This window comes from Aestuariibius insulae (assembly GCF_040783535.2).
GTDB classification, from domain to species: Bacteria; Pseudomonadota; Alphaproteobacteria; order Rhodobacterales; family Rhodobacteraceae; genus Aestuariibius; species Aestuariibius insulae.
This window is the reverse complement of sequence record NZ_JBFONW020000007.1, coordinates 136,247-161,616: the sequence shown is the minus strand read 5'-3', so window position 1 is coordinate 161,616 and position 25,370 is coordinate 136,247. Positions and strand designations below refer to the sequence as shown.

Below are 25,370 nucleotides of genomic sequence, written 5' to 3'. Positions count from 1 at the left end.
CCGGCCCGTCCAGGAACGCTACTCATCCCCGCCTCCGATAACAGCGAACCGGTTTGACTTAATCTTGAACTATATTGATATTCATTGGACCGTATACTGACCGACCTCAGACCCCCAAGGCCCATGTCTCACAAGACGTTCTACATAAATGATTATATCCGGGTCGATGAAGCCTACCATTTCGCGCGCAAGGACCTCGCCCGCCGCTTCCCGGACGCCCAGCACGATCACGACTATTTTGAGGTCGCCCTGATCGAAGAGGGCCAGACCGAACACCGGATCAACGGGATGACCCAGCAGTTGAAGGCCGGTCAGCTCATCTTCATCCGCCCGCGGGATGTCCACGCCTTCCGCGCCGATCCCAAGACAGGCTGCCGGATCGTCAACATCATGTTCCGCAGCGACACGGCGCATCATCTGGCAAACCGATACGCAAGCTCCATCGCCGGGCGCTTTTTCGACTCCAAGGAAAGCCTCCCCGAAGAGCACAGCCTTGGCTCCGTCCGGTTCGACCGCGCACTCTCGGTCGCGCGTCCCCTTCAGACCGGCGACCGCTCGCTTGCCCGGATCGAGGAATTTCTTCTGACGCTCACCAACCGCGTCGCCGATTTCACCAGCCCCACGAACACCGCCGCGCCGCGTTGGTTCACCGATGCCTGCACCGCCGCCCAGTCACGAGAGGTCTTCCGCCGCGGCACCGAAGGGTTCGTCTCCGCCGCGGGGCGCAGCCACGAACATGTCTGCCGCACCTGCCAAGACGTGCTGGGCCTTACGCCCTCCGCCTACATCAACCAGATCCGCATCGACCATGCCGCGCACCTGCTGCGCAGCGACGAGGCGTCGATCGAGGATATCGCGGCAGCCTGCGGCTACGACAATACCAGCTATTTCTACCGCCTGTTCCGCAGCCAGTACGGCACCACCCCGCGCTCCTACCGCCTGCGCCACCAGCGCGACCCGTTCGAGCGAGAGGCGTCCTAAACGCGCGGCAGCATTCCTTCGCCGACGATCAGAAGAAGCTGCCCTTCATCAACCATTTTCTCCCCGTGCAGTTTGTCGTCAAGCATCAGGAAACTGTGCCCGTGCACAAAGCACCACAGCGCATAGGCCCTCAGCTTCGCCTCCTCGCTCTCAAGTGGGATCGCCAGATGATCGGCCACAACACCGACCACGATCCCCAGCGTCTCGTCGCCCATCCGGCTCAGCTCCTCATCGTCCTGATGGCCCGCCGTGAGGCTGAACATCATCCGGAACAGCCCCGGCTCGGCCCGCGCGAAATCGATATAGGACTGGCCCAACGCCGCGACCCGCGCGACCGTCCCCGCCGCATGGGCATCCGCCGCCTCCTGCATCCGCTCGCGCATCCGCAGCATCCCCAGAAAGACGACACCCCGCAGGATCTCGTGCCGGTCCTTGAAGTGCTTATAGGGCGCAGCCGTGCTCACCCCAGCCAGCCGGCACGCCTCCGCGATCGAGAACTCATCTGCCCCCTTTGTCTCCACCAAATGCCGCACCGCCTCCAGGAGCTGACCTTTCAGATTGCCATGATGGTAGTTTTTCTTCTCTTGTATCAGACCTTTACCTTCGGCCATTCCGCTCGCCCCTGATTTTTGTCTTGCCAATGTAAGCGTCGCAAACATATGTAAGCAATGCTAACTTTGAAAGGGTGACCCGATGTCCGACCCCCGATCCTCCCTCTGGCGGCGCGCCGCGCGGACCACCGGCAGACTTGGCCTCACCCTTGGCATCATCGCCATCTCCGCCGCTCTGATCCTCGCCGGACGAAGCGTCCTGGCCCAGCGCTCCGCCGCCGTGACCGGCCCAGAACCGGCCGCTGTCACCCCCGTCGCCACGCGCCCCATCGAGATGACAGACCATTACGAGGTCACTCGCCGCTTCTCGGGCCAGTTCGAGGCGCGGCAAGAGACCGCGCTCGCCTTCGAACGCGCTGGCACCATTGCCGAGGTACTGATCCGCGATGGCGACACGGTCACGCAAAATCAGCCAATCGCCCGCCTCGACACCCGCCTTCTGGAGGCCGAGGCCAAACGCCTCACCGCCCAGCGCGCGGGGCTTGAGGCGCAGGCCGAACTCGCCCGCCGCACCAACGCCCGCCAGGCCGAGCTGCGCGAGCGGGGCCACGCCTCCGATCAGCGCGTCGACGACACCTCCCTCGCCCTCGCCCAGCTCGAGGCCGGCATCGCCGAGATCGACGCGGCTCTCACCTCGACCCAAGTCAATCTCGGCAAATCCGTCCTGACCGCTCCCTTCACCGGCACCATCGGTGCGCGCCTTGTCGATGCAGGCACCATCGCCGCCCCCGGAAGCCCTGTCGCCACGCTCCTCCAGGACGGCGCTCCGCGCTTCCGCGCCGGGCTCGACCCCGCCCTGGCCGAGGCGCTGACCCTGGGCGATCCCGTCGAGATCACGCTCGGCACCGGCACCCGCACCGCGACTCTCGCCCATCTCTCCCCCGAGCTCGACACGATGACCCGCGCCCGCACCGCGCTCTTTGACGTCGACGGCCCCGCCCCGCCGTCCCGCGCGACCGGAGAGGTCGCCCTCACCCAGCGTATCGAGGCCACCGGCGCCTGGATCCCCCTCTCGGCCCTGCGCCAGGGCCCGCGCGGCACCTGGATCCTGCTCACCGTCGAAGACGGCGCCGTCGCGACCGAAGCCGCCGAAATCCTCCACGTCCAAGGCGCCCGCGCCTTCGTCCGCGGCACCTTCACGGACGGCACCGAATTCATCACCGGCGGCACCCATCGCGTCGTCCCCGGCCAGCCCGTCACCGCCGAGGAGGCTTTGGCATGGGCGCGCTGACCTTCCGCCAACCCCGCATCGTCGCCCTCGCCCTTCTCGTCATCATCGCCGCAGGCGCCTCGGCCCTGCTGGCCATCGGGCGGCAGGAAGATCCCACGATCACCAATCTATTCGCCACCGTCACGACACCCTATCCCGGCGCCGAGCCGGGCCGCGTCGAAACCCTCGTCACCGCCGAGATCGAGGACGTCCTGCGCGAGGTTGCCGAGGTCGATGTCATCAATTCCACCTCGACGACCGGCATGTCCATCATCTCCGTGGAGCTGGTCGAAACCACCCCCGAAAACCGGATCGAACAGATCTGGGCCGAGATCCGCGACAAACTCTCAGATACGGCCGTCCTCTTGCCACCGGGTGCGCTCGATCCCGAGCTTGATGCCGACGGCGTCAGCGCCTTCAGCGCCATCGTGGCCCTTTCCGCACGCCATGACGACGTTCCGATGACGCTGGCCGCCCGCTACGGCGATGCGCTCTCTGAAAAGCTGCGCAACGTCCCCGGCACCAAGCTGGTCGAGGTCTTCGGCCAACCCGAAGAGGAAATCCTCGTCACGTTGGAGACCTCTCGTGCTGCCGCCCTGGGTCTGACCGCCGATACCGTGGCCCAGGCCGTCCGGCAGGCCGACGCCAAGGTCAGCGCAGGCCGCGTCACCGGTGCGGGCGAGGATATCGTGATCGAGGTCTCGGGCGAGATCGAAACCTTGGACCGGCTCCGCGGCATCGTCCTGCGCGACGGCGCGGACGGTCTGACCCTGCGGCTCGGCGATGTGGCCGAGATCACGCGTGGTCCCAGAACCCCTCTGGCCGAGGCCGCGCTCCATAACGGGCGTCCCGCCATACTCGTGGCCGCCAGCCTCGAATCCGGTCTTCAGGTCGACATCTGGGCCGCGCAGATCCGCGGGGAGGTCGGCAGCTTCATCAGCACCGCCCCCGGCGGCCTCGACGTGCAGCTGATCTTCGATCAATCCACCTATACCGCCGACCGCTTGGCTGAGGTCGGCACGAACATGGCCATCGGTGTCGCCCTTGTCGTCGCCGTCTTGCTCGTCACACTCGGTCTGCGGGCCGCACTCATCGTCGCCATGGTCCTGCCGGTCGTCTCTCTGGCGACGCTGGCCACGATGAACCTGATCGGCCTGCCCATTCACCAGATGTCCGTCACCGGCCTGATCGTGGCGCTTGGCCTGCTGGTCGATGCCGGGATCGTCATGACCGACGAGGTCGGCCGCCGCCTACGCAGGGGGCTCGACCGGGCGCGCGCCGTCTCAGGCGCGGTCTCGCGCCTTGCAATGCCGCTCTTTGCGTCGACCGCGACGACCGCGCTCAGCTTCGTGCCGATGATCCTCTTGCCGGGCGGCGCGGGCGATTTCGTCGGCTCCATCGCGCTCGCCGTTGTTATCATGCTGCTCTGGTCCTTCGTCGTCGCCGTCACCATTACACCCGCCGTCGCGGGCTGGAGCCTGCCCGAAGGCTCCGCCACCGGCTGGAGCGCTACCGGCATTCCGTCCGGCGCTGTGGGCCGCCTCTTCGCCGCCTCGTTGCGCTGGTCCGGCCGCAACCCGGTCCGCTCCATCGCCCTCGCGCTGGTTCTGCCCATCATGGGCTTTCTGTCCTTGCCGCTTCTGACGGCCCAGTTCTTCCCGGGCGTCGATCGCGACCAGTTCCATATTGAGGTCGACCTGCCCCCCGGCACCGGCATCGACCGGACCCAAGCCGTCGTTGCCCGTCTTGATGCCGAATTGCGCGGCACGCCCGAGATCGAAAGCATCACCTGGACCCTCGGCCGCTCCGCTCCCGCCTTCTACTACAACATCACTGGCGGACGCGACGCGGCCCCGCGCTATGCCCAGGCGCTCATCCGGACCCAAAGCGCTGAGGCGACCGAGGCCGTCCTGCCGCATCTGCAACGCACCCTCCCAACCATCGCCCCCGAGGCGCAGGTCCTCGTGCGCGGCCTCGTCCAGGGCCCGCCCGTCAACGCCCCGGTCGAGCTGCGGCTGGTCGGCGACGACATCGATACCCTGCGCCAGACCGGAGAAGAGCTCCGCCGCCTTGCCGCCGCCTCCCCCGTCGTCACGCTGGCCCGCGCCTCGATCACCGAAGGCGCTCCGAAGCTGACCGTCGACGTAGATGAAGCCCGCGCCCGCCTCGCCGGTCTCGATCTGGGACAAGTCGCCCGACAGCTCGAGGCGGCGCTTGTCGGCAGCACAGGCGGCACGATGATCGAAGGGACCGAAGAGCTACCCGTCCGCGTCCGCTTCGGCGACGCCCTGCGCTCCGATCCTGCCGCGATCCGCGATATGCCGATCCTGCCACCCGCGCCTGTCCTCGACGGGTCTCTGCCCGCTCTACCGCTTTCGGCCATCGCCGAGATCCGCCTTGTCCCCGGCGAAGGCGTCATCACCCGCCGCAACGCCGAACGCGCCAACACGGTTCAGGCGTTCCTGCTGCGCGGCGTCCTCCCCGAAGAGGCGCTCTCGGACATCCAGGCGACAATCGCCCAAAGCGGCTTCACCCTGCCCCCCGAGATCCGGCTCGAAATCGGCGGCGACGCCGATGCCCGCTCCTCGACGCTCAACAACCTGCTCGCCTCGCTCGGCCTGATCGTCACGCTCTCGATCGCGGTCGTCGTGATGACTTTCCGCAGCTTCCGTCTGGCCGGTGTCGCCCTAGTGGTTTCGGGCCTTGCAGCGGGCCTGTCGATGCTGGCGCTCGCGATCTTCGATTACCCGTTCGGGATCAACGCAATCATCGGGCTCATCGGCTCCATCGGCGTATCGATCAACGCCGCTCTCATCATCATGACCGCCCTGCAGGAGGACGAGGCCGCCGCCACCGGCGATCCCGATGCGATGGCCGAGGTCGTCATGGGCTCCTCCCGCCACATCGTCTCGACCACGATCACCACCTTCGGTGGCTTCCTGCCCCTGATCCTCGCCGGAGGCGGCTTCTGGCCACCCTTCGCCATGGCCGTCGCCGGAGGGGTGTTGCTCTCGACCGTCGTCAGCTTTTACTTCACCCCGCCAGCCTTCCGTCTGGTCTACACCCGCAAGACAGCCCGCGCCGCCCCGCGGGAGGTCGCTCGCCCGCAGTCCCCGCTCCGCCCGATGCTTCTGGAGGCTGCCGAATAGAGCGCGAAACAATCCTGTCCTCGCAGAAGGGATTATCCATTGCCGTTGCGCGAAGCATGAGCGCCCGGTCCGTTAACACCGAACCGTGCCCGCGACTCACCGACCAAATACCGACGTGATACCGACCGGATACCGAAAGGCCCGTTTCGCGTCGCTCAGCCTCGTTAACCCGAATATCCCTTGGTTCGCGCTCCGCCGCGCCCGCTGCGCCAATCTTACCCACCGTTTGGGACCTTCGGACGCTTGCCCGCTCCGATCAGGAGGACTAGAACCCTCTCGAAAGCCGTCCGGGCGCGATCCGGCTCCGGCGCACAAAAAGCTACAGTTCAAGGAGCGCCCCATGGCAGACGCCGCCGTACACGGCCATGACCACGAGGACGACCGCGGGTTCTTCACTCGCTGGTTTATGTCGACAAATCATAAGGATATCGGCATCCTCTATCTCTGGGTCTCCGGAGTTCTCGGGTTCATCTCGGTCGCCTTCACCGTCTATATGCGGATGGAGCTCATGCATCCGGGCGTCCAGTACATGTGCATGGAAGGCATGCATTTCCTTCCGCAGGCGCTCGAGGATTGCACACCGAACGGCCACATCTGGAACGTGATGATCACCTATCACGGCGTCCTGATGATGTTCTTCGTCGTGATCCCCGCCCTCTTCGGCGGATTTGGCAACTATTTCATGCCCTTGCAGATCGGCGCGCCGGATATGGCGTTCCCCCGTCTGAATAATCTCAGCTTCTGGCTCTTCGTTGCGGGCTCCACCCTCGGCGTCGCTTCCATGCTGTCCCCGGGCGGCAACGGCCAACTCGGATCGGGCGTTGGCTGGGTCCTCTACCCACCGCTCTCAACCTCTGAAGCCGGGATGTCGATGGACCTCGCGATCTTCGCCGTCCACGTCTCGGGCGCATCCTCGATCCTGGGCGCGATCAACATCATCACGACCTTCCTGAACATGCGCGCGCCGGGCATGACGCTGCACAAGGTGCCGCTCTTTGCGTGGTCGATCTTCGTGACCGCATGGCTTATTTTGTTGGCCCTGCCGGTGCTTGCTGGGGCGATCACGATGCTGCTGACAGACCGGAACTTCGGCACGACCTTCTTCCAGCCTGCGGGCGGCGGCGACCCGATCCTCTACCAGCACATCCTCTGGTTCTTCGGGCACCCGGAAGTCTACATCATCATCCTGCCCGCCTTCGGCATCATCAGCCACGTCATCGCGACTTTCTCCAGAAAGCCGATCTTCGGCTATCTCCCGATGGTCTACGCCATGGTCGCAATCGGTGTTCTGGGCTTCGTCGTCTGGGCGCACCATATGTACACGGTTGGCATGTCCCTGACCCAGCAGAGCTATTTCATGCTGGCGACCATGGTCATCGCGGTGCCCACCGGCGTTAAGATCTTCAGCTGGATCGCGACGATGTGGGGCGGCTCGGTCGAGTTCAAGACGCCCATGCTCTGGGCCTTCGGCTTCCTCTTCCTCTTCACCGTGGGCGGCGTGACCGGCATCGTTCTCAGCCAAGCGGGCATCGACCGCGTCTACCATGACACCTACTACGTCGTGGCCCACTTCCACTACGTGATGAGCCTCGGAGCGGTCTTCGGAATCTTCGCAGGGATCTACTTCTACTTCCCCAAGATGACCGGGAAAATGCTGCCGGAATGGGCCGGAAAGATCCACTTCTGGGCTATGTTCATCGGCGCGAATATCACCTTCTTCCCCCAGCACTTCCTGGGCCGTCAGGGGATGCCGCGCCGCTATATCGACTACCCAGAAGCCTTCGCCTTCTGGAACTACGTCTCCTCTTGGGGCGCGTTCCTGAGCTTTGCGTCCTTCCTCTTCTTCATCGGCGTGGTCTTCTACACGCTGCTGAGAGGGGCCCGCACGGCCGAAGCGAACCCGTGGAACGAATATGCGGACACGCTGGAATGGACCCTGCCCTCGCCTCCGCCCGAGCATACGTTCGAGATCCTTCCCAAGCGCGAGGACTGGGACAAGACCCACGCCCACTGACCGGGGCCAACCGATGACAAGGGGTTCCGGGAAACCGGGACCCCTTTTTGCTTCCGCCGCGTTTTATCGATGAGATGTTAGGGGTATCTTAACCGACATGCCTTACGAGTGGATCGACACAGCGAATCAATCGGGCGACAGACCCGCAGAAATCGAACTGCATTGCTGGCCATACCGATCCCTGCCCCGTCGGGACATGGTTCTCTTTATCGGTGCCACGGCAGTCCTGATTTCGCTCCCGCTGATCGTCGTTCTGGGATCTCCGATCCTCTGGGGGCTGCTGCCCTTCTTTCTGATCGCCTTGGGCGCTGTCTGGTACGCGCTCGAACGGTCCTACCGGGACGGCGAGATCCTCGAAGAACTTCACCTCACGCCCGACGAGATCCGCATCGACCGCCACAATCCGCGCGGTCCCGACCAACACTGGGACGCCAATCCGCACTGGGTCCAGATCGCGCTCGACCATAAGGACGGTCCGGTCGAAAACTACGTCACCCTGCGCGGCGCGGGCCGCGAGGTCGAACTCGGCGCCTTCCTCATGCCCGACGAACGCGCCGCCCTCTACAGCGAGCTGAAGCAGCGTCTCGACGCCGTGCGCACCTGAACATGGCCCAGGCCCCCGCGACGTCCAAGACCCGCCGCCGCCTGCTGGAATGGGGCGCCGGCACGCTGGGGTCGAACTGGCTTCTGACCCGCCGCAAACTGCATCCGGCCGAAAAGGCCGCGCTCAAGCTGCGCATGCTGGGGCGCCTGCCCGGCAAACCGAAAGAGCCGCATTTCGCAATCCTCATCCCCCTCGTCGGCCCGGGCGATGTCGGCGACTGGGATGCGGTGACCCGCCGCCTGACCCGCACGGTCGAAAGCTTCAAGCGCCAGGAGTACAGGCGCTGGACCGCCTTCGTCTGCTGCCAGGAGCGTCCGCCCCTCCCCTGGTCGAGCCACCTGCGCTACACGCCCTTTCGCGATGCGGTCGAGGGCAACGACAAATGGGCCAAGTTGCGCACGCTCGCCAAGGCGATGACCGAACTGCGCGACGACGACCCCCAGGGCTTTGCCATGAGCTTCGATGCCGATGATCTGCTCGCAGACGGGCAACTGGCGAACATGGCCCAGCGCAAGACATCGGGCGGACATCTCGTCACGCAAGGCTACGTCGCCGATATCGGCGAAGACCGTATCGCCCTCGCCCGCCCGCAAAGCGTCTCTCAGCCGGGCCAAAAGGCGTTCTGGAAACTCTGCGGTAGCTCCGCCGCTTTTCGCTACGATCTGCGGCACGGGATGAAAACGGAGCTCGCCTTCCTGGCCGCGGCGCTCAGCCACGAGCACCGCATGTTCCCGCATCTGGCGGCCCTTTCAGGCCGCCCGCTGAGACCGCTTGATGATCCGGCGGTGCTATACCTTTTGAATCATGGGGAAAATTTCGGCGCGCGTCGCGGCCGAACCGAGTTCAAACAGCGCTTTGCAAACCGGTTCGAGATCACTGATCCCGATCAGCTCGACGAGATCAGGACCAAATTCCCGCCCTTCTGACGCGCCTTTTCAGCTCAGGCGGTCCTTCACCATAGGTCCGACCTTCCCGAAATCCATGCGGCCCGTGTATTTCGCTTTCAACGCTGCCATCACCTTACCCATATCGCGGATCGAACTCGCGCCCGTCTCGGCAATCGCCTTGTCCACAGCGGCGGCAATCTCGTCATCGTCCAGCTGCTTGGGCAGATAGTCCTCGATGATCCGGATCTCCGCGCGCTCCTTCTCGGCCAGCTCCAGCCGCCCGCCTTCCTCATAGGCCCGCGCGCTTTCCTGCCGCTGCTTGACCATCTTGCCCAGAATGGCCAGCACGCCCGCATCCTCGAGCGTCGGCACCTCGCCCTCACCGGCATCGGCCCTGAGCGCAATCTCGCGATCCTTGATCGCTGCCGAGATCAGGCGCAGCGTCGCCAGTCGCTCTGTTTCCTTAGCGCGCATCGCCTCTTTGAGGCCCGCAGTGATCCGCGTCTTCATATCCATTCGGTGGTCCATCCGGTCATGTGTGGAAGGTCTGCACGCTAGCCCCGCGGAACCGGAGTGACAAGAACCGACCTCGCGTCGTCCGGCCATTGACCCGGACCCGCGCCCTGCGTAAGACCGCATCGTTTGCCCCTAGCCCGGAGACCGCGATGCCTGATCCCACCCCCGGACGGCCCACCGCCTGCCTCGCGCTGGCCGATGGTACGCTCTTTTACGGCAAGGGCTTTGGCGCGACCGCCCAGACCGTCGCGGAGCTCTGTTTCAACACCGCCATGACCGGTTATCAGGAGATCATGACCGATCCCTCCTATGCCGGACAGGTCGTGACCTTCACCTTCCCGCATATCGGCAATACCGGCATCACGCCCGAGGATGACGAGACCGCCGATCCCGTGGCCGAGGGTATGATCGTCAAATGGGACCCGACCGAGCCCTCCAACTGGCGCGCCATGGGCCGCCTGCCCGACTGGCTCGCCGCGCGCGGCCGCATCGGCATGGGCGGCGTCGACACCCGCCGCCTGACCCGAGCGATCCGCCAGCAAGGCGCGCCCCACGTCGCGCTCGCCCATGATCCTGAGGGTAATTTCGACGTCGAGGCCCTTGTGGCAAAGGCCCGCGCCTTTAACGGCCTCGAAGGTATGGATCTGGCGAAAGGCGTCACTTGCGCCCAGTCCTATCGCTGGAACGAGATGCGCTGGGCCTGGCCCGAAGGCCATACGGAAAAGGCCCCCGGAGGCCCCAAGGTCGTCGCGATCGACTACGGCGCCAAACGCAACATCCTGCGCTGTCTGGCATCGGCGGGCTGCGACGTCACCGTCATGCCCGCAACCGCGACCGCCGAAGACGTGCTCGCCCAGAACCCCGACGGCGTCTTTTTGTCCAATGGCCCCGGAGATCCCGCGGCAACCGGTGAATATGCCGTGCCGATGATACAGGAGGTATTAAAGACCAACCTTCCCGTCTTCGGCATCTGTCTGGGCCATCAGATCCTTGCGCTCGCTTTGGGCGCACGGACGATCAAGATGAACCACGGCCACCATGGCGCAAACCATCCCGTCAAGGACATGGAGACCGGCAAGGTCGAAATCACATCGATGAATCATGGCTTCACTGTCGATAGCCAAACCTTGCCCGAGAATGTTGCGGAGACCCATGTCTCGCTCTTTGACGGCTCGAACTGCGGCATCCGCCTGAAGGACCGCCCTGTCTTCTCGGTGCAATACCACCCCGAAGCCAGTCCGGGTCCCCAGGACAGCTATTACCTCTTCGAGCGGTTCGCCGAGGCTATCAAAGACCGGATGCAGACCCCCGCTTAACGTTTTCTTAAACAAGATCCTCCAGCGTCTCGCCTTGGGACGTTTGGCTGAAGGATCGGTTTATGAAAACCGGTATAAGCGTCGTCCGTAGTCCCGACATTCGGTCCTTGCAGGCGTTCGCGTCACTGGAAGACCGGCTGATCGATGCCGGTATCTGCTCATCCGAACTGATGGCGGTCCTTAAACGACGGCAAGCCGAGACGGGGCAGCCGCTTGCCGATCTCGTCTGCGTCTCGGGCGTGGCGAGCGAGGATGCGGTCGCCGGTGCAATCTCCGGTCAGTTTGGCGTGCCGCTGATCGATCCTCAGGCCGAACCTCCGCAATCCGCCTATCTCATGATGTACGGCCCCCACCGGGCCGCGCGCACTCAGCTTCTGCCCTGGCGGCGGATTGGCGGGGCAATGGTCGTCCTTACCGCTCGGCCCGAAGAATTTCCACGCCACCGCGAAGAGCTCGAGAAGATCTTCGGCACCGTTCGCATGGCCCTTGCAACGCCCGGCGCTTTGCGTGCGGCGATCCAGCATCTGGCCGGGGACAGCCTGCGCGACCGGGCCGAAACCCGTGTCGCGGTGGACGACAGCTGCAGGACATGGCGCTCTCGTCACGCGCTTGCTGTCTTGGTCGTCGCAATCCTCCTTCTGGGGACCGGTCTGATCGCTGCGCCTGTCATGACCGTACTGGTGCTGACGATCTGGGCACTCTTCACCCTCGCGCTGACGATGGGCGTCAAGGCCGCCGCCGCCATCACCCATCTCCGCCACGACCCCCGGCAGGCGCCCGACATCCCGGTCGCCGTTCCGCACCGTGTCCCGGTCGTCTCGATCATCGTGCCTCTGTTCAAGGAAACCCAGATCGCGGAACATCTTCTCGCCCGCCTTCAGGACATCGATTATCCGCGAGAGTTCCTCGATATTCATCTCGCGCTTGAGGAGAACGACCTCACAACCCAAAAGACGCTGGCCAAGACCCACCTCCCTCCATGGATCCGTCCCATCGTGGTCCCCGCAGGAGCGCTTCAGACAAAGCCGCGTGCGCTCAACTACACGCTCGACTTCTGCCGAGGCAGCATCGTCGGAGTCTACGACGCCGAAGATGCTCCCGCCTCGGACCAGTTGCGCCGGGTCGTCGCACGCTTCGCCACCTCACCGTCCGAGGTGGCGTGCCTGCAAGGCGTGCTCGATTACTACAATCCCCATGCCAACTGGCTGACCCGCTGCTTCACCATCGAATACGCCACCTGGTTCCGCCTTGTCCTTCCGGGGCTCGAGCGGATGGATCTGCCGATCCCGCTCGGCTGCACGACGCTGTTTTTCCGCCGCGACGTGCTCGAGGAACTCGGCGGCTGGGACGCGCATAACGTTACCGAAGATGCCGATCTCGGCATGCGCCTCGCCCGGCGCGGCTACCGGACCGAGCTGATCGCGACGACAACCGAGGAAGAAGCGAATGGACGGATATGGCCGTGGATCAAACAGCGGTCCCGCTGGCTCAAGGGCTATGCGATCACCTACGCCGTCCATATGCGACGGCCGCGCACGCTCTGGCGTGAACTGGGGCCCTGGCGGTTCTTCGGCATGCAAGTGCTGTTTCTCGGCACGCTCAGCCAGTTCGTTCTGGCACCGCTGCTCTGGTCATTTTGGCTAATTGCGTTTGGCCTGCCCCATCCGCTGACGACGATCCTGGCGCCGCCGGCACTCTGGACGATGGTAGGCTTTCTCCTTTTGACAGAAGCCATCAACATCGCAGCCGGCATTCTCGCCGTCCGGCAAACGCGCCACAGGGGGCTTATGCCTTGGATTCCGACATTGCACCTCTACTTCCCGCTTGCCGCACTCGCCTCCTACAAAGGCCTGTGGGAGCTGACGCGCAACCCCTTCTACTGGGACAAGACCGCCCATGGCTTGCTGCTCGGGGAGGCTACTCCGCCGCTTCCACCGCCTGAGCATCCAGCTTCAGACGTGTGATATAGGCGTTCGAGATATGATCGCGGAGGGCCTTGTAGGCCCTGCCTGAATCCCGTGCCGCGATCGCATCCACGATCTCGTCATGCTCGGCCAGAGTGCCCGCACTGCGGCCCTCGGCGGCCAGCGATGTCGTGGCCAGCAAAGCCATCGATCGGTGAACCAGATCAAGCTGTTGCACCAGAAACCGGTTATGCGAAGCCAGATGGATCTGCTTATGGAACCGCCGGTTCGCGCGGCTGAGCGCTTTGGGATCATCCGCCAGCGCCCTGTCGGCGGCCGCCATGTCACGCAGCACCGAAATCTCCTCCGGCGTCGCATGAACCGCGGCGAGCCGCGCGGCCAGCCCTTCCAGCTCTCCGCGCACGACATAAAGCTCCGCAAGCTGCGTGTGATCGAGCGACGCCACCATCAAGGACCGCCCATCCCGGGTCAAAAGCGACTGCGTCTCAAGACGCTGCAATGCTTCGCGAATAGGCGTTCGGGAGACCCCGAACCGGTCGGCAAGCTCGCTTTCGACCAGCCGATCTCCCGGGCGATAAACGCCCACGTCGATCGCCTCCAATATCAGATCATAAGCATCCTTCAGCGGCGCTTTATGCTCGGCCATCACGCACCCCTCCTCTTGAGGCTGGACCATCCTAACCTCCAGATCGGTCGCCGCATATCCCCGATTGCCGCGAGCAGGTTCTCGCAGTAGCGTCCCGCCATGCCGCGTGACCAGTTCAAGCCGATCCGCCATTGGGTCTTCGATCTCGACAACACCCTCTATTCGCCGGATGCACGGCTCTTCGATCAGATCGAGGACCGGATGGCCAACTGGATTGTCCGAACGCTCGATCTGCCGCGAGAGACCGCCAACGAGATCCGCAAAAGCTACTGGCAGACCTATGGAACCACGCTGGCCGGTCTCATGGCCGAGCACAAGGTCGAGCCCGACGCCTTCCTCGCCGACGTCCACGACATCGACCTTTCCGTCCTGACGCCCGATCCGGACCTGCGCCGGGCCATCGACGCCTTGCCTGGACGCCGCATCGTTTTCACGAACGGAGACGGTGCCTATGCCCGCCGCGTTCTGGCCGCGCGCGGGCTCGATAATCTCTTCGAAGCGATCTACGGCGTCGAGGATGCCGCCTACCGCCCCAAACCCGAGCGCGAGGCGTTCCGGCTTGTCTTCGACGCAGACAAAGTGACACCCGCACAATCGGCCATGTTCGAGGACGATACCCGCAACCTGCAAACCGCTCACGACTTTGGACTGCGCACGGTGCATGTCGCACCAGAGGCTGACGAGCAGCCGCATATCCACCACCACACGGACGATCTGCCGGGCTTCTTGTCGCAACTTGTCTGAGAGGCTTTGCCCGACCCGCCCGTCCCCCTATCTTCGAGGATATGACAGTGGAACAGACCGATATCCTCATCTCCGGCGGCGGCATCGCCGGCCTTATCGCTACCATCGCCTTCGGACGCGAGGGGCTCAATGTGCTGTGCGTGGACCCTGCCCCGCCGGTCACCGACGAGCAGACCGAAGGAGCCGATCTTCGGACAACCGCGTTTCTTCAGCCCGCTCGCGATCTGCTGGACGAAATCGGGCTCTGGCCTCGGCTCGAGGATGAGGCGACGCCTCTTCAGGTGATGCGCATCGCCGATCTGGGCGGCAGCTCTGCGATCCGCGACTTCGACGCCGCAGATATCTCTGACCGGCCCTTCGCTTGGAACCTACCGAACTGGCTGACCCGCCGCGAAGCGCTCGCCCTGATCGAGGAGATGGAGAACACCGAATTCCGCTCCGGCGTCGGTACCGCCGACATCCTCACCCGCGAAAGCGAGGCCCGCATCCGTCTGACCGATGGCACGCAGGTGCGTGCGCGTCTTTTGATCGGCGCAGATGGAAAAGGCTCGCCGGTGCGCGAGGCGCTCGGGATCGGTCTGCGCAAGACCAGCTATCCGCAAAAGGCGCTTAGTTTTGCGGTGACGCATCCCAAACCGCACGGGAATGTCTCGACCGAGATCCACCGCTCTGGCGGACCCTTCACACTCGTCCCTCTTCCCAACCGAGATGGTCAGTCCTGCTCTGCGATCGTTTGGATGGAAACCGACGACGAAGCCGACCGCCTTCTCGCCTTGGACGAAACGGCGTTCGAGCAGGAAGCGACCGAACGCAGCAACAGCTATTTCGGACCGCTCACGCTGGTCTCGAAGCCGACCGGCTGGCCCATGACGAACCAGATCGCCCGCAGCTTCATCGGCGAACGCACGGCCCTGATCGCCGAAGCTGCCCACGCGGTGCCACCCATCGGCGCGCAAGGGCTCAACATGAGCCTTGCCGATATCGCGATGCTTCGGGATCTGATCCGCGAAGCTCCGGACAAGCTCGGGACACAGGCCATGCTCGCAGGCTACGATCGGGCCCGGCGGCTTGAGACGCGCCTGCGCGTGGCTGGGATCGACATGCTGAACCGAGTCTCCATGGCCGATACCGCTCCGATCAAGGCCGCCCGGTCGCTGGGGATGCGCGCGCTGCATGACATCGCACCGATCCGCCGGGGCCTGATGCGCCTCGGGCTGGGCAGCTAGCGAATGGGCCTTTTTCCGAAGGTCGACCTGAAAGTCGTCGCATGGGACATTCACGGTGTGCTTTGCCCCATAGAAGGCACGCTCGATTTCGATGAAGCTCTACTCGACTGGGCCGAGACGCTGTCGTCTCAAGGGCTCAGGCAAATCGCCCTGACCAACGCCCCGCCTGACCGAATGCGCGAGATCCAGACCCATCTCGGCGATTGGCCCGCCATCGATCTGGTTCTGACCTCCGCAGGCACGGATCTGACGAAAGCCGACCCCGCCTTCTACGATCATGTTGCCTCGGAACTCGGCACCCTCCCCGGTTCGATCCTTCTGATCGACGACAAAGGCGCGAATATCAACGCCGCAGCCGCCGCTGGATGGCGCGGCTTTCGCTACTCTTCTTTGGCCCGTGACGCCTTGAAACGCTCGCTCAAGCTGTGACGCGCCGATTGCATCCCTAAGCAAAACCGCTAGAAGTCCCCGGACGCTTGATATCTGGGCACAGGAGAGGGACCGAAATGCGCGTTTACTATGATCGCGACTGCGATGTGAATCTGATCAAGGACAAGAAGGTCGCGATCCTGGGCTACGGCTCTCAAGGCCACGCGCATGCGCTGAACCTGCGCGACAGCGGTGCAAAGAACCTCGTCGTTGCTCTCCGCGAGGGCTCTGCCTCCGCCAAGAAGGCCGAAGGCGAAGGTCTCAAGGTCATGGGCATCGCCGAAGCCGCTGCTTGGTGTGATCTCATCATGTTCACCATGCCCGACGAATTGCAGGCTGAAACCTATCGCAAATATGTTCACGACAATATCCGCGAAGGCGCCGCTATTGCCTTTGCGCATGGCCTAAATGTCCATTTCGGACTGATCGAGCCGAAAGAGGGCATCGACGTTATCATGATGGCGCCCAAGGGCCCTGGCCACACCGTCCGAGGCGAATATACCAAGGGCGGCGGCGTTCCTTGCCTTGTAGCAGTTGATACCGATGCGTCAGGCAAAGCGCTCGAACTGGGCCTCTCCTACTGCTCAGCCATCGGCGGCGGACGCTCGGGCATCATCGAGACGAACTTCCGTGAGGAATGCGAAACCGACCTCTTCGGCGAACAGGCCGTGCTCTGCGGCGGTCTGGTCGAGCTGATCCGCTGCGGCTTCGAAACCCTGGTCGAGGCGGGCTACGCCCCTGAGATGGCTTATTTCGAATGTCTCCACGAGGTGAAGCTGATCGTCGACCTGATTTACGAAGGCGGTATCGCAAACATGAACTACTCGATCTCGAACACCGCCGAATACGGTGAATACGTCTCTGGCCCCCGCGTTTTGCCCTACGACGAGACCAAGGCCCGCATGAAAGATATCCTCACCGATATCCAGCGCGGCGCCTTCGTGCGCGACTTCATGGCCGAAAATGCTGTGGGCCAACCGTTCTTCAAAGGCACGCGCCGCATGAATGACGAGCACCAGATCGAGGAAGTCGGCAAGAAACTCCGGGGCATGATGCCTTGGATCTCTGCGGGCAAGCTTGTGGATCAGGACAAGAACTAAGGACAAGCCGGCGGCGGCTCTAACAAGACGTCGCCGGCAGGGATCCCCTTTCATGGGAACACATAACCCGTTGGAAATGGACAATGTCGTCCGCCCCAAGACGCGGGATCGAGGTATCTGTTTCCTGCACCTGCCCAAGACCGCAGGCTCTTTCGTTGTCGCTTGTTTCGAAGAAAGATATGGGGCGGAAAACTGCGCGCCCTTTATCGAAGGGCATCTGGTCAAATCGATATCGACCGGAACAGCTGATCCCATAGCCGCCGATTTCATAAGCGCCCATGCGTCCTTCCATACCCTTTCGATTGCCGGGGTGCGACAGCGGTTCGATCTCTTCACGATCCTGCGGGACCCTGTCGACCGGCTCGTGTCGCACATGAACTGGATGGATCGCTACAATCATAGGGATCGGCGGCAAGAACTCAGACAGCTCCCCAAAGCGCATCTGACGCTTCTCGAACAGCTCAAGAGCGCTGATTGCCACGACGTAGACTCGATGCGCCGGTTCTTTCACCTGGACGATCTGACAAAGGCGCAATTCCTATTGAACATGCAAACCGGCATGGTCATGGATTGCATCCGTAAGGATATCCTGTCGATCGCCGCCCTCTCGCAGCTTCCGAACGAGGCCATTCGAAAGCGTCTGCGCAAGTTTCGCTTCGTCGGTCAGGTTCAGGAGTTCAACGATCTCTTTCTGGCCCAGACCGGGTTCGACCCCGCAGATCTCGGCGACGGCGTGAACAAGACCCATCAGGGACGCTTTTCCCGGACGCCAGAGCTTGAACGCTTCTGTCAGCCCTATGTCCAGGCCGACAAACGATTGCTCACGATCTGTAAGGCAGAGCGGGCCAAGGGCAATCTGAATGATCTTGTGATCGACTAGGGCAGACAAAGGGGCGTGCCGCGCGCACCTCGCTGAGTGCCCAAAGAAAAGCCCCAAACTCCAATTTCCTTAGAGTTCGGGGCTATTTTGGAGCTCGTTCGAGCGCGCTCACTTGTCTGCGTTGCTCTCGGCAAGTGCCGAAGGGGATGTCGTAGGATCTTCAAGTCGATCCTCCGTCTTTGACTTGCTGCGCAAGGCAAAAACGATGACAGCTCCGAACGTAACAAGCGCAAGAACGGCAATTAACGGAAAGCTGTCCATGCCAATCTCCTGTTTTTCGTTCCCAGTACGCCGCTAACCGCAAAGACCGACAGAAGGTTCCTCAGATCGCCGCTTCGACCTCCGCGACAATTCCGCCAACCACTTCTTCAAGCAGATCCGAATCGTCTGCCTCGCCCATCACACGGATCAACGGCTCGGTCCCGGATTTGCGTATGACCAGACGGCCATGACCGTTCAGCTGTGCCTCCGCATCGGTAATCTTGTCCTGCACGGTCTTCAGTCCCAGCGGATCCTGCCCGGTCTCGTAACGCACGTTCCGTAAAAGCTGCGGCACTGGGGTGAAGACAGTGGCAAGCTCGCTCGCCTTGCGCCCACTTCGGACCATCTCGGCCAAAAACTGGAGGCCTGCGATCAGGCCGTCGCCGGTTGTCGCGAAATCAGTCATCACGATATGGCCTGACTGCTCCCCGCCAAGGTTCCAGCCGCCCCGGCGCATGGCCTCGACGACATACCGGTCTCCGACCTTGGTCCGCTCAAGCCGCATTCCCGCGTCCGTCAGGAACCGCTCGAGCCCCAGGTTCGACATGATGGTCGCAACCAGCGTGCCATCCTTTAGCTTGTCGTCCTCCGCCCATCGCCGCGCCATCAGGGCCATGATTTGATCGCCGTCCGCAATCCGGCCCTGCTCGTCGATCAGGATGATCCGGTCCGCATCCCCATCAAGGCATAGCCCGACATCGGCCCCGTGAGAGACGACGGCCTCAGCCGCCGTTTGCGGCGCTGTTGATCCGCACCCATCGTTGATATTCGTGCCATCGGGCGACGTTCCGAGCGGGATAACCTCTGCTCCCAATTCCCAAAGGACCTCCGGCGCGGTCTTGTATGCCGCGCCATTCGCGCAATCGACAACGACCTTCATCCCATCCAGGCGCATTCCGGTCGGGAAGGTTGATTTTACTCGCTCCTGATAGCGAAACCGTCCGTCATCGATCCGCTTGGCCCGCCCGATATTTCCTGCTCCTGCCGGCTCGGTGCCGTTCTCCACGAGCGCCTCGATCTCTGCTTCGGCCTCGTCAGACAGTTTGAAGCCATCGGGACCGAAGAATTTGATACCGTTGTCATGATGCGGGTTGTGGCTGGCCGAGATCATGATGCCGAGATCTGCGCGCATCGAAGGCGTAATCAGCCCGACCGCCGGTGTCGGCACCGGTCCCAATAGCAGAACATTCATACCTGTTGAGGTCAGCCCAGCGGTCAGCGCGTTCTCGAACATGTATCCCGACAGCCGGGTATCCTTGCCGATGACGACCCGATGACCATGTTTGCCGTCCCTGCGGAAATACCGGCCCGCCGCCGCGCCCAGGCGCATGGCGATCTCTGCGGTCATGGGGTGAACGTTAGCCTTGCCCCGGACTCCGTCCGTTCCGAACAATTTACGGTCCATGGAATGCTCTCCTCTCGCTCCGTCCGGCCTCTGTCAGAATAGAGCCAGTTGTAGAGCCATTGCCTGCCGGGTTGCAGCCATATCATGAACCCGGGTGATCTGCACCCCTTGCCGGATCCCATGCAGCGCCACCGCAACCGATCCGGGAACCCGCCGGTCGGGAACGGGCTCGCCTCCGATCCGGCCTATGAACCCTTTGCGGGACACACCCAAAAGGATCGGACATCCCAGACCATGAAACAGTGACAGACGCTTCAGCAGGGCAAGGTTATGGGCCTCCGTTTTGCCGAACCCGATCCCGGGATCGACAACGATCCGCGAACGAGCAATTCCAGCAATCTGTGCTGCATCAACCCGGTCGGCCAAAGCGTCATAGACATCAAGGAGGACATCCTCGTAAGTCGGATCGTCCTGCATCGTCTTCGGATCACCTGCCGAATGCATTAGGCAAACTGGCGCCTCCGCCCCAGCGATCACAGAGGCCATCGCCTTGTCATAGGTCAGGGCGGAAACATCGTTGATCAGCGTCGCCCCTTTTGCCAAAGCCCCTCGCGCGACGCCTGCCTTGCGGGTGTCGACCGAAACGGGCGCATGGGCAGCAAGCGCCTCCACAACAGGCAGCACACGGCGCGATTCCTCGTCTTCAGGGACAGGCTCCGCTCCGGGACGTGTGCTTTCCCCTCCGATATCCAGAAGATCGGCGCCTTCCTTCATCAGCGCTAATCCATGGGTAATCGCAGCCTCGCCCAGATGCTGTCCTCCATCCGAAAAGCTGTCCGGGGTGGCGTTCACAACCCCCATCAGGCGTGGCTGGTCCATCTGTAGGCCAACGCATGAGATGCGCGGTTCGGTTAGACGCGCTAACTCGCGTGCCTCAAAATCCCGAGCCGGAACGATCCTGGGTGCAGCATCCCGCGACAGAACCTCTAGCTCCGTGAACCAGGCCCATCCCCCGGCCAGTGGAAATGCATCATTCGGGCGCGCGACATCGGTCCGCGCAATAGGGCGATAGTAGTCCCGTGTCACAACAGGCTATCAGCCGCGACTGAAACCTCCCGGACGGGACACTCCGCCGGACCCGCTGCCACTCCAACGCAGACAAGCTCGGCCGCCGCCATTTGTCCGGCAAACCAGCCCGCCAATACCACGGGATCCTCCGGGCCGGGAGGCACTGTATCAACCGCATCCAGGACCAGCTTGGACGGTGCCCAGACACTGATCTGCCCGTTCCTCATGCCCCAATCCAGCTCTGTCGCGGTCTCCACCACAACGCATCGCGGATCCCGGCCCGCCAGAACCCAGCAGGCCTGCTCCAGCGACAGAAGATCAATGCGACGCTGTACCATCTTCACCGGCGTCTGCGGAGCATCGGTCTGGGGCGGGCAGACAGTCAGAATGGTCGGCACGCCCGAGCGCTCCAACGCATCGAGCCAATTCGAAAGCTGCCCGGACTGCACCGCCTCGTTGGCCAGCAGGACGACACGCGGGTGAAGCACTGCAGTGTCTGCCGGGCTGACCACACGCAAACCGTCGCGCCGCGTGCGCACAATCTCGACGCCAAGCGCTCCTGGACCCCGATCCAGCTTCTCAATACGAACGAATGTCCGCACCGCCTGCGGCTCAAGCAGGATGCGCTCTGCGACCCGCTCAGCCAGAGTTTCAAGAAGATTGATCCGCTCCGCACCGATCTCTGTGGCAATCGCTTCGGTGACACGGTCGTAGCTCAGAATCCGGTCCACATCGTCCTCGATCGGACCGTCTAGCGGGCGAACCTCGACGACGACATTGAAGCGAATACGCTGGGTCGTGCCGCGCTCGGCCTGAAAGGCACCGATCTCCACACTGACAGTGTGATCCCTGAGCGAAATCCTGTCGCGCAGCGTCTCTGAGGTCGCAGCCGCGCGTTCCGCGGGATGGGCAAAGGCCAGATGAATATCGTCGGTCATGATCGACAGCCACAGGCCTGGATGGCCCCAGCTGCCGCCTTACCCCAGTCAGCCTCCCGACGACAAGAGGCGCATCCCCTAGCTGGAGGCCGCCGTCCGGGTGATCTCGCGATAGAAGTAGTGCGCGCCGATCGCGGCCGTTTTGGGGAACACAGAAGCCCAGTTCGGATTAACGGCCTTCGTATGGTAATGGGTCGCCCCCTGCGTCAGCTGACGCGGCGCCCCGTCCAGAAGTAAACGAGCGACTTTCCCGACCCGCGCATAAGCACGCGGCTCGTTTATCACTTCCGCAATCCCGTCGCAGGTATAGCTGAACTGGCAGGCATACTTTCGGCCTGTTCCCTGATTCACTACCTCGCAGACCGTATCGGGATAGCGCGCGCTTTCCACCCGGTTCATGATGACCTCAGCCACGGCAAAGATGCCGGAAACGCTTTCGCCCCGCGCTTCGAAGTAAAGCGCCTCAGACAGGCATTCCCACTGCTGTCCGCCATCGGCTTCGGGAAGCTCGGCCAGAAATGAGCGGTTATACTCGATCTCGCTTTCATCCACGTCCAGCGCGATGGAAGCTTCTGTCACTACGACGGGGGCACTGAACACCATGGCGTCGGATGCAGGAGCAGGTTCGATCGACGCCAGATCAGATCCAAGCAACGCGCCCAAGCGGGCACTCATCAATTCGCTGGCCTGAGCCACTCCGCAAACAGCAAAAGCACAGACCACAGCAACAGCACGAAACCCGAAAGTCTTGACGATCATCAGCAGCTATCCCTTCCTCGGCGGACCCCTATTTCCGCGATCAGGGGGCTATCTATGGAAAGGTGTCCCTAACGTAAACCCGATGGAATGGTGCAGGACGTCGCACCCATGGAACAATGAGGCTACGTTCTCACATCACTGATAAATAAGAATCTTTCCGGGTTTTGCCGGAGGCTCTGTCAACCCCATACGTCCCGCAACAGCGAGCCGGGCAGCGGAAAGTCGCGCACCGGGCACCCGAAACGGAGAGCAGGACACATAGTCGAAACCATGCGACCGGCAGAAGGCGATTGTCGCCTGATCGGCTCCATGTTCGCCGCAAATCGCAAGGACCAGATCGTTGCGGGCGGTCCGGCCACGCTCTGCGGCGATCGTCAAAAGCTCGCCTACACCTTCAAGATCAAGCGTGTGGAACGGGTCCTCACGATAGACCCCCTGTTTGACATATTCCGACATGAACCGCCCGGCATCGTCCCGCGACAGGCCATAGGTCATCTGCGTCATGTCGTTGGTGCCAAAGCTCAGAAAGGCGGTATTCTCCGCGATGTCTCCGGCGCGCAGCGCGGCGCGCGGTGTCTCGACCATCACCCCCAACCGATAGGTGACCTCGCGGCCGGTCTCCGTCTGCACAGCGGCAGCCACCGAATCGATCCGCGCGCGAACGATCTCGACCTCCCGCTGGGCGCTGACCAGCGGAAGCATGATATCGGGCACGAACTCGCCGCCCGTTTTCTCGGACAGACCGATCGCAGCTTCAAAGATCGCGCGGGCTTGCATGTCATAGATTTCAGGCACGGTGATCCCGAGCCGCACGCCCCGCATCCCCAGCATTGGATTGTATTCCGACATCCGCTCCGCACGTTCCATCACGTCCGACAAGGGCTGGTCGAGCGCTTCAGCCAAATCGCGCAGCCCTGCGCGGTCGCTCGGAAGGAACTCGTGGAGCGGCGGATCGAAAAGGCGAATGCAAACGGGTAGCCCCTCCATAATCTCGAACAGTCGGGTAAAATCGGCGCGCTGCATCGGCAAAAGCCGGTCGAGCGCCGCAGCCCGGTCGTCATCTCGCTGCGCAAAGATCATCTCGCGCATCACGGTCAGCCGTTCTCCGTCAAAGAACATATGTTCCGTGCGGCAAAGCCCGATCCCCTCGGCCGAGAAATCGCGGGCTGTCTGCGCGTCGTCCGGCGTGTCGGCATTCGCGCGCACCCCGATATCGCGCAGATCGTCCGCCCAGGACAGCAGGGTCCGGAACGCATCGTCGAGCGCCGGCTCGATTGTGCCAGGCTGCCCGATCAGGACATCGCCCGTATGGCCATCAACCGTCACGATCTCGCCCGCGCCCAGAACGCGGCTGCCGGCCCGGATCGTTCGCTTGCGCGTGTCGATTGTCAGGTTCGATACGCCGACAACGCAAGGCAGGCCCAGCCCGCGACCGATCACAGCAGCATGGCTCGTGATCCCTCCGCGCGCGGTGACAACGCCCGACGCCGCATGCATTCCGCGAATGTCTTCGGGCGTCGTCTCGCGGCGAACAAGGATGCTCTGCTCTCCACGTGCCGCTGCCGCCTGAGCCTCCGAGGCCGAAAAGACGAGCTGCCCGCTCGCCGCACCCGGGCTGGCCGCGATCCCACTCGCCATCACCTCCCGCGCCGCATCAGGCGCAACCTGCCGGTGCAACAAATCATTCAGCGTATTGGGCGCGATCCTGAGAACCGCCTCCTCCCTCGGGATCACGCCCTGCTCTCCCAAAGCGACAGCAATCCGAACGGCCGCCCGGCTGGAGCGGGGCAAACGCACCGCATCGAGGACATGGAGAACACCGCTCTCGATGGTGAACTCCACCTGCATTTCTTCGCGCAACCGCTCCCGCGCCAGCGCGCCGATCCGGATCAGATCCGCATAGATCTCGGGGCAAAGCTCTTCTAATGACGGCCCGCGCGGATCGCGCGTCAGATAGATCGCACCTTCCTGCGCCAGTGCATCCCTGCCTTGGCTCTGGCTTAGATACCGTCCCTTCACCTCTGGCGCGCCGGTCACTTCTGAGGCGAACTGGATCACGCCCGCGCCGCTTTCGGGCGCGCCAACGCCAAGGGCCATCTCCTGAACGACAAGGCCAAGCCCCGCATCCGCAGGGGCACCCTTCGCTTCCCTCAAGATCCGCGCCGTTGTGCCATCCCAGGCCCGCGCCATGAACCGCAGAACCTCGCCAAGCTGCCGCGCCGGATCCTGCGGGAATGGCTCGTTCGTTTCCGCCTCATAGGCGGCCAGCATCGCGGCAAGGCTAGCCTCATCCGCATCATCCGGCAGCTCGAACGGCTCGGGATCCAGACGGGCGACATTGATCGCAAAGGACTGGATGAACCGCAGATAAAGGCTGATCGCAGAGGCCAGGCCGATCTCGTCCGCCAGCGCTGCGCAACGCGCATCGTTCATTCCGATATTCAGAACCGCACCGGGCCCGCCCCAATCGGGATCGAGCGAGGAAGGCCTCACAGATACAAGAGGCGTTGGCCCGAAAGGCTCGAGCACCGCATCGATATCTGGCATCCGCCCCTGCGCGATGCCCCGGACGGTGTCAAAGCTCAGCGCGACGGTAGTTGGAACCGGCATATCAAGCCGAATCAGCCGCTGGAGACATTTCGCACGCCCGCCAAACACCTCCGCCGTCATGCTCGCGGTCGGCGTGATGAGCGTTATCGCGTTGAATGTCGTATGTTTCTGCACCGCGGCGAATTCTCCTGCTGATGCAGCATAGGGGTTA

Annotated in this window: 22 protein-coding genes; 13 read left to right on the top strand and 9 right to left on the bottom strand. The window is 63.1% G+C overall.

The features are described 5' to 3' along the window. Positions 1-123 precede the first annotated feature (123 nt). Positions 124-981 (top strand): helix-turn-helix transcriptional regulator, encoded by an 858-nt coding sequence (locus tag AAD018_RS18160; RefSeq protein ID WP_367316553.1) that lies wholly within the window; start codon positions 124-126, stop codon positions 979-981. On the opposite strand, the gene AAD018_RS18155 is transcribed toward AAD018_RS18160, so the two are convergent. Further along, positions 978-1,592, bottom strand: coding sequence for a TetR/AcrR family transcriptional regulator (locus AAD018_RS18155; RefSeq protein ID WP_367316552.1), 615 nt, complete (start codon positions 1,590-1,592; stop codon positions 978-980). The genes AAD018_RS18160 and AAD018_RS18155 overlap by 4 nt on opposite strands. 82 nt (positions 1,593-1,674) lie before the next feature. Between AAD018_RS18155 and AAD018_RS18150 the strand changes: the two genes are divergently transcribed. The 5 genes from AAD018_RS18150 (at position 1,675) to AAD018_RS18130 (ending at position 9,495) form a co-directional block, all read left to right on the top strand. Beyond that, positions 1,675-2,823: an efflux RND transporter periplasmic adaptor subunit gene (locus AAD018_RS18150; protein ID WP_367316551.1), complete on the top strand. Its 1,149-nt coding sequence runs from the start codon at positions 1,675-1,677 to the stop codon at positions 2,821-2,823. Then, positions 2,811-5,951: an efflux RND transporter permease subunit gene (locus tag AAD018_RS18145; RefSeq protein ID WP_367316550.1), complete on the top strand. Its 3,141-nt coding sequence runs from the start codon at positions 2,811-2,813 to the stop codon at positions 5,949-5,951. Before AAD018_RS18150 ends, AAD018_RS18145 begins: the two co-directional genes overlap by 13 nt. Before the next feature lie 340 nt (positions 5,952-6,291). Continuing rightward, the gene (gene ctaD, locus AAD018_RS18140) at positions 6,292-7,965 is read left to right on the top strand and encodes a cytochrome c oxidase subunit I (RefSeq protein ID WP_367316549.1); all 1,674 of its coding nucleotides are present in this window, start codon (positions 6,292-6,294) and stop codon (positions 7,963-7,965) included. 97 nt (positions 7,966-8,062) lie between these two features. After that, a complete protein-coding gene (locus AAD018_RS18135) occupies positions 8,063-8,569 on the top strand; it encodes a DUF2244 domain-containing protein (RefSeq protein ID WP_367316548.1) in 507 nt (168 codons plus the stop codon). 2 nt (positions 8,570-8,571) lie between these two features. Next, a complete protein-coding gene (locus AAD018_RS18130; RefSeq protein ID WP_367316547.1) occupies positions 8,572-9,495 on the top strand; it encodes a hypothetical protein in 924 nt (307 codons plus the stop codon). A gap of 9 nt (positions 9,496-9,504) precedes the next feature. Here the strand turns inward: AAD018_RS18130 and AAD018_RS18125 are convergent, their stop codons facing one another. Continuing rightward, a complete protein-coding gene (locus AAD018_RS18125) occupies positions 9,505-9,972 on the bottom strand; it encodes a GatB/YqeY domain-containing protein (RefSeq protein WP_367316546.1) in 468 nt (155 codons plus the stop codon). Positions 9,973-10,121: 149 nt separating this feature from the next. Here AAD018_RS18125 and carA point away from each other — a divergent pair, with 149 nt between their 5' ends. Further along, positions 10,122-11,288, top strand: a complete 1,167-nt coding sequence (gene carA, locus AAD018_RS18120; protein ID WP_367316545.1) for a glutamine-hydrolyzing carbamoyl-phosphate synthase small subunit — start codon at positions 10,122-10,124, stop codon at positions 11,286-11,288. A 62-nt stretch (positions 11,289-11,350) separates the two neighbouring features. Continuing rightward, positions 11,351-13,252: a glycosyltransferase family 2 protein gene (locus AAD018_RS18115; RefSeq protein ID WP_367316544.1), complete on the top strand. Its 1,902-nt coding sequence runs from the start codon at positions 11,351-11,353 to the stop codon at positions 13,250-13,252. Here AAD018_RS18115 and AAD018_RS18110 read toward each other — a convergent pair. Next, the gene (locus AAD018_RS18110) at positions 13,206-13,859 is read right to left on the bottom strand and encodes a GntR family transcriptional regulator (RefSeq protein ID WP_367316543.1); all 654 of its coding nucleotides are present in this window, start codon (positions 13,857-13,859) and stop codon (positions 13,206-13,208) included. The genes AAD018_RS18115 and AAD018_RS18110 overlap by 47 nt on opposite strands. A 99-nt stretch (positions 13,860-13,958) precedes the next feature. Between AAD018_RS18110 and AAD018_RS18105 the strand changes: the two genes are divergently transcribed. The 5 genes from AAD018_RS18105 (at position 13,959) to AAD018_RS18085 (ending at position 18,238) form a co-directional block, all read left to right on the top strand. Continuing rightward, positions 13,959-14,603 carry a pyrimidine 5'-nucleotidase gene (locus AAD018_RS18105; RefSeq protein ID WP_367316542.1) on the top strand — a complete coding sequence of 215 codons (645 nt, stop codon included), beginning with the start codon at positions 13,959-13,961 and terminating at the stop codon, positions 14,601-14,603. A 41-nt stretch (positions 14,604-14,644) separates the two neighbouring features. Beyond that, positions 14,645-15,829 (top strand): FAD-dependent monooxygenase, encoded by a 1,185-nt coding sequence (locus tag AAD018_RS18100; RefSeq protein WP_367316541.1) that lies wholly within the window; start codon positions 14,645-14,647, stop codon positions 15,827-15,829. Positions 15,830-15,832: 3 nt separating this feature from the next. Then, a complete protein-coding gene (locus AAD018_RS18095) occupies positions 15,833-16,258 on the top strand; it encodes an HAD-IA family hydrolase (RefSeq protein WP_367316540.1) in 426 nt (141 codons plus the stop codon). Between the two features lie 77 nt (positions 16,259-16,335). Further along, positions 16,336-17,358 carry a ketol-acid reductoisomerase gene (gene ilvC, locus AAD018_RS18090; RefSeq protein WP_367316539.1) on the top strand — a complete coding sequence of 341 codons (1,023 nt, stop codon included), beginning with the start codon at positions 16,336-16,338 and terminating at the stop codon, positions 17,356-17,358. 52 nt (positions 17,359-17,410) lie between these two features. Beyond that, entirely contained in the window at positions 17,411-18,238 is an 828-nt protein-coding gene (locus tag AAD018_RS18085) for a sulfotransferase family 2 domain-containing protein (protein WP_367316538.1), read from the top strand. Between the two features lie 108 nt (positions 18,239-18,346). Here AAD018_RS18085 and AAD018_RS18080 read toward each other — a convergent pair whose 3' ends face one another. From AAD018_RS18080 to AAD018_RS18055, 6 genes are all read right to left on the bottom strand, one after another. Further along, positions 18,347-18,499 carry a hypothetical protein gene (locus AAD018_RS18080; protein WP_367316537.1) on the bottom strand — a complete coding sequence of 51 codons (153 nt, stop codon included), beginning with the start codon at positions 18,497-18,499 and terminating at the stop codon, positions 18,347-18,349. A gap of 61 nt (positions 18,500-18,560) precedes the next feature. After that, entirely contained in the window at positions 18,561-19,904 is a 1,344-nt protein-coding gene (glmM, locus tag AAD018_RS18075; protein ID WP_367316536.1) for a phosphoglucosamine mutase, read from the bottom strand. 33 nt (positions 19,905-19,937) lie between these two features. Continuing rightward, entirely contained in the window at positions 19,938-20,723 is a 786-nt protein-coding gene (gene folP, locus AAD018_RS18070; protein WP_367316535.1) for a dihydropteroate synthase, read from the bottom strand. Between the two features lie 203 nt (positions 20,724-20,926). Continuing rightward, complete coding sequence (locus AAD018_RS18065) at positions 20,927-21,850, bottom strand: dihydroneopterin aldolase (RefSeq protein ID WP_367316534.1); 924 nt, start codon at positions 21,848-21,850, stop codon at positions 20,927-20,929. A 78-nt stretch (positions 21,851-21,928) separates the two neighbouring features. Next, on the bottom strand, positions 21,929-22,609 hold the full coding sequence (locus AAD018_RS18060) for a cell wall hydrolase (RefSeq protein ID WP_367316533.1): 681 nt from the start codon (positions 22,607-22,609) through the stop codon (positions 21,929-21,931). Positions 22,610-22,744: 135 nt separating this feature from the next. Continuing rightward, positions 22,745-25,333 carry a putative PEP-binding protein gene (locus AAD018_RS18055; protein WP_412005321.1) on the bottom strand — a complete coding sequence of 863 codons (2,589 nt, stop codon included), beginning with the start codon at positions 25,331-25,333 and terminating at the stop codon, positions 22,745-22,747. Between the last annotated feature and the right edge of the window lie 37 nt (positions 25,334-25,370).

Bases quoted from the DNA above. Each gene is read 5' to 3' on its own strand.
- AAD018_RS18160 (WP_367316553.1), top strand. From the start codon at position 124: ATGTCTCACAAGACGTTCTACATAAATGATTATATCCGGGTCGATGAA.
- AAD018_RS18155 (WP_367316552.1), bottom strand. From the start codon at position 1,592: ATGGCCGAAGGTAAAGGTCTGATACAAGAGAAGAAAAACTACCATCAT.
- AAD018_RS18150 (WP_367316551.1), top strand. From the start codon at position 1,675: ATGTCCGACCCCCGATCCTCCCTCTGGCGGCGCGCCGCGCGGACCACC.
- AAD018_RS18145 (WP_367316550.1), top strand. From the start codon at position 2,811: ATGGGCGCGCTGACCTTCCGCCAACCCCGCATCGTCGCCCTCGCCCTT.
- ctaD (WP_367316549.1), top strand. From the start codon at position 6,292: ATGGCAGACGCCGCCGTACACGGCCATGACCACGAGGACGACCGCGGG.
- AAD018_RS18135 (WP_367316548.1), top strand. From the start codon at position 8,063: ATGCCTTACGAGTGGATCGACACAGCGAATCAATCGGGCGACAGACCC.
- AAD018_RS18130 (WP_367316547.1), top strand. From the start codon at position 8,572: ATGGCCCAGGCCCCCGCGACGTCCAAGACCCGCCGCCGCCTGCTGGAA.
- AAD018_RS18125 (WP_367316546.1), bottom strand. From the start codon at position 9,972: ATGGATATGAAGACGCGGATCACTGCGGGCCTCAAAGAGGCGATGCGC.
- carA (WP_367316545.1), top strand. From the start codon at position 10,122: ATGCCTGATCCCACCCCCGGACGGCCCACCGCCTGCCTCGCGCTGGCC.
- AAD018_RS18115 (WP_367316544.1), top strand. From the start codon at position 11,351: ATGAAAACCGGTATAAGCGTCGTCCGTAGTCCCGACATTCGGTCCTTG.
- AAD018_RS18110 (WP_367316543.1), bottom strand. From the start codon at position 13,859: ATGGCCGAGCATAAAGCGCCGCTGAAGGATGCTTATGATCTGATATTG.
- AAD018_RS18105 (WP_367316542.1), top strand. From the start codon at position 13,959: ATGCCGCGTGACCAGTTCAAGCCGATCCGCCATTGGGTCTTCGATCTC.
- AAD018_RS18100 (WP_367316541.1), top strand. From the start codon at position 14,645: ATGACAGTGGAACAGACCGATATCCTCATCTCCGGCGGCGGCATCGCC.
- AAD018_RS18095 (WP_367316540.1), top strand. From the start codon at position 15,833: ATGGGCCTTTTTCCGAAGGTCGACCTGAAAGTCGTCGCATGGGACATT.
- ilvC (WP_367316539.1), top strand. From the start codon at position 16,336: ATGCGCGTTTACTATGATCGCGACTGCGATGTGAATCTGATCAAGGAC.
- AAD018_RS18085 (WP_367316538.1), top strand. From the start codon at position 17,411: ATGGGAACACATAACCCGTTGGAAATGGACAATGTCGTCCGCCCCAAG.
- AAD018_RS18080 (WP_367316537.1), bottom strand. From the start codon at position 18,499: ATGGACAGCTTTCCGTTAATTGCCGTTCTTGCGCTTGTTACGTTCGGA.
- glmM (WP_367316536.1), bottom strand. From the start codon at position 19,904: ATGGACCGTAAATTGTTCGGAACGGACGGAGTCCGGGGCAAGGCTAAC.
- folP (WP_367316535.1), bottom strand. From the start codon at position 20,723: ATGGACCAGCCACGCCTGATGGGGGTTGTGAACGCCACCCCGGACAGC.
- AAD018_RS18065 (WP_367316534.1), bottom strand. From the start codon at position 21,850: ATGACCGACGATATTCATCTGGCCTTTGCCCATCCCGCGGAACGCGCG.
- AAD018_RS18060 (WP_367316533.1), bottom strand. From the start codon at position 22,609: ATGATCGTCAAGACTTTCGGGTTTCGTGCTGTTGCTGTGGTCTGTGCT.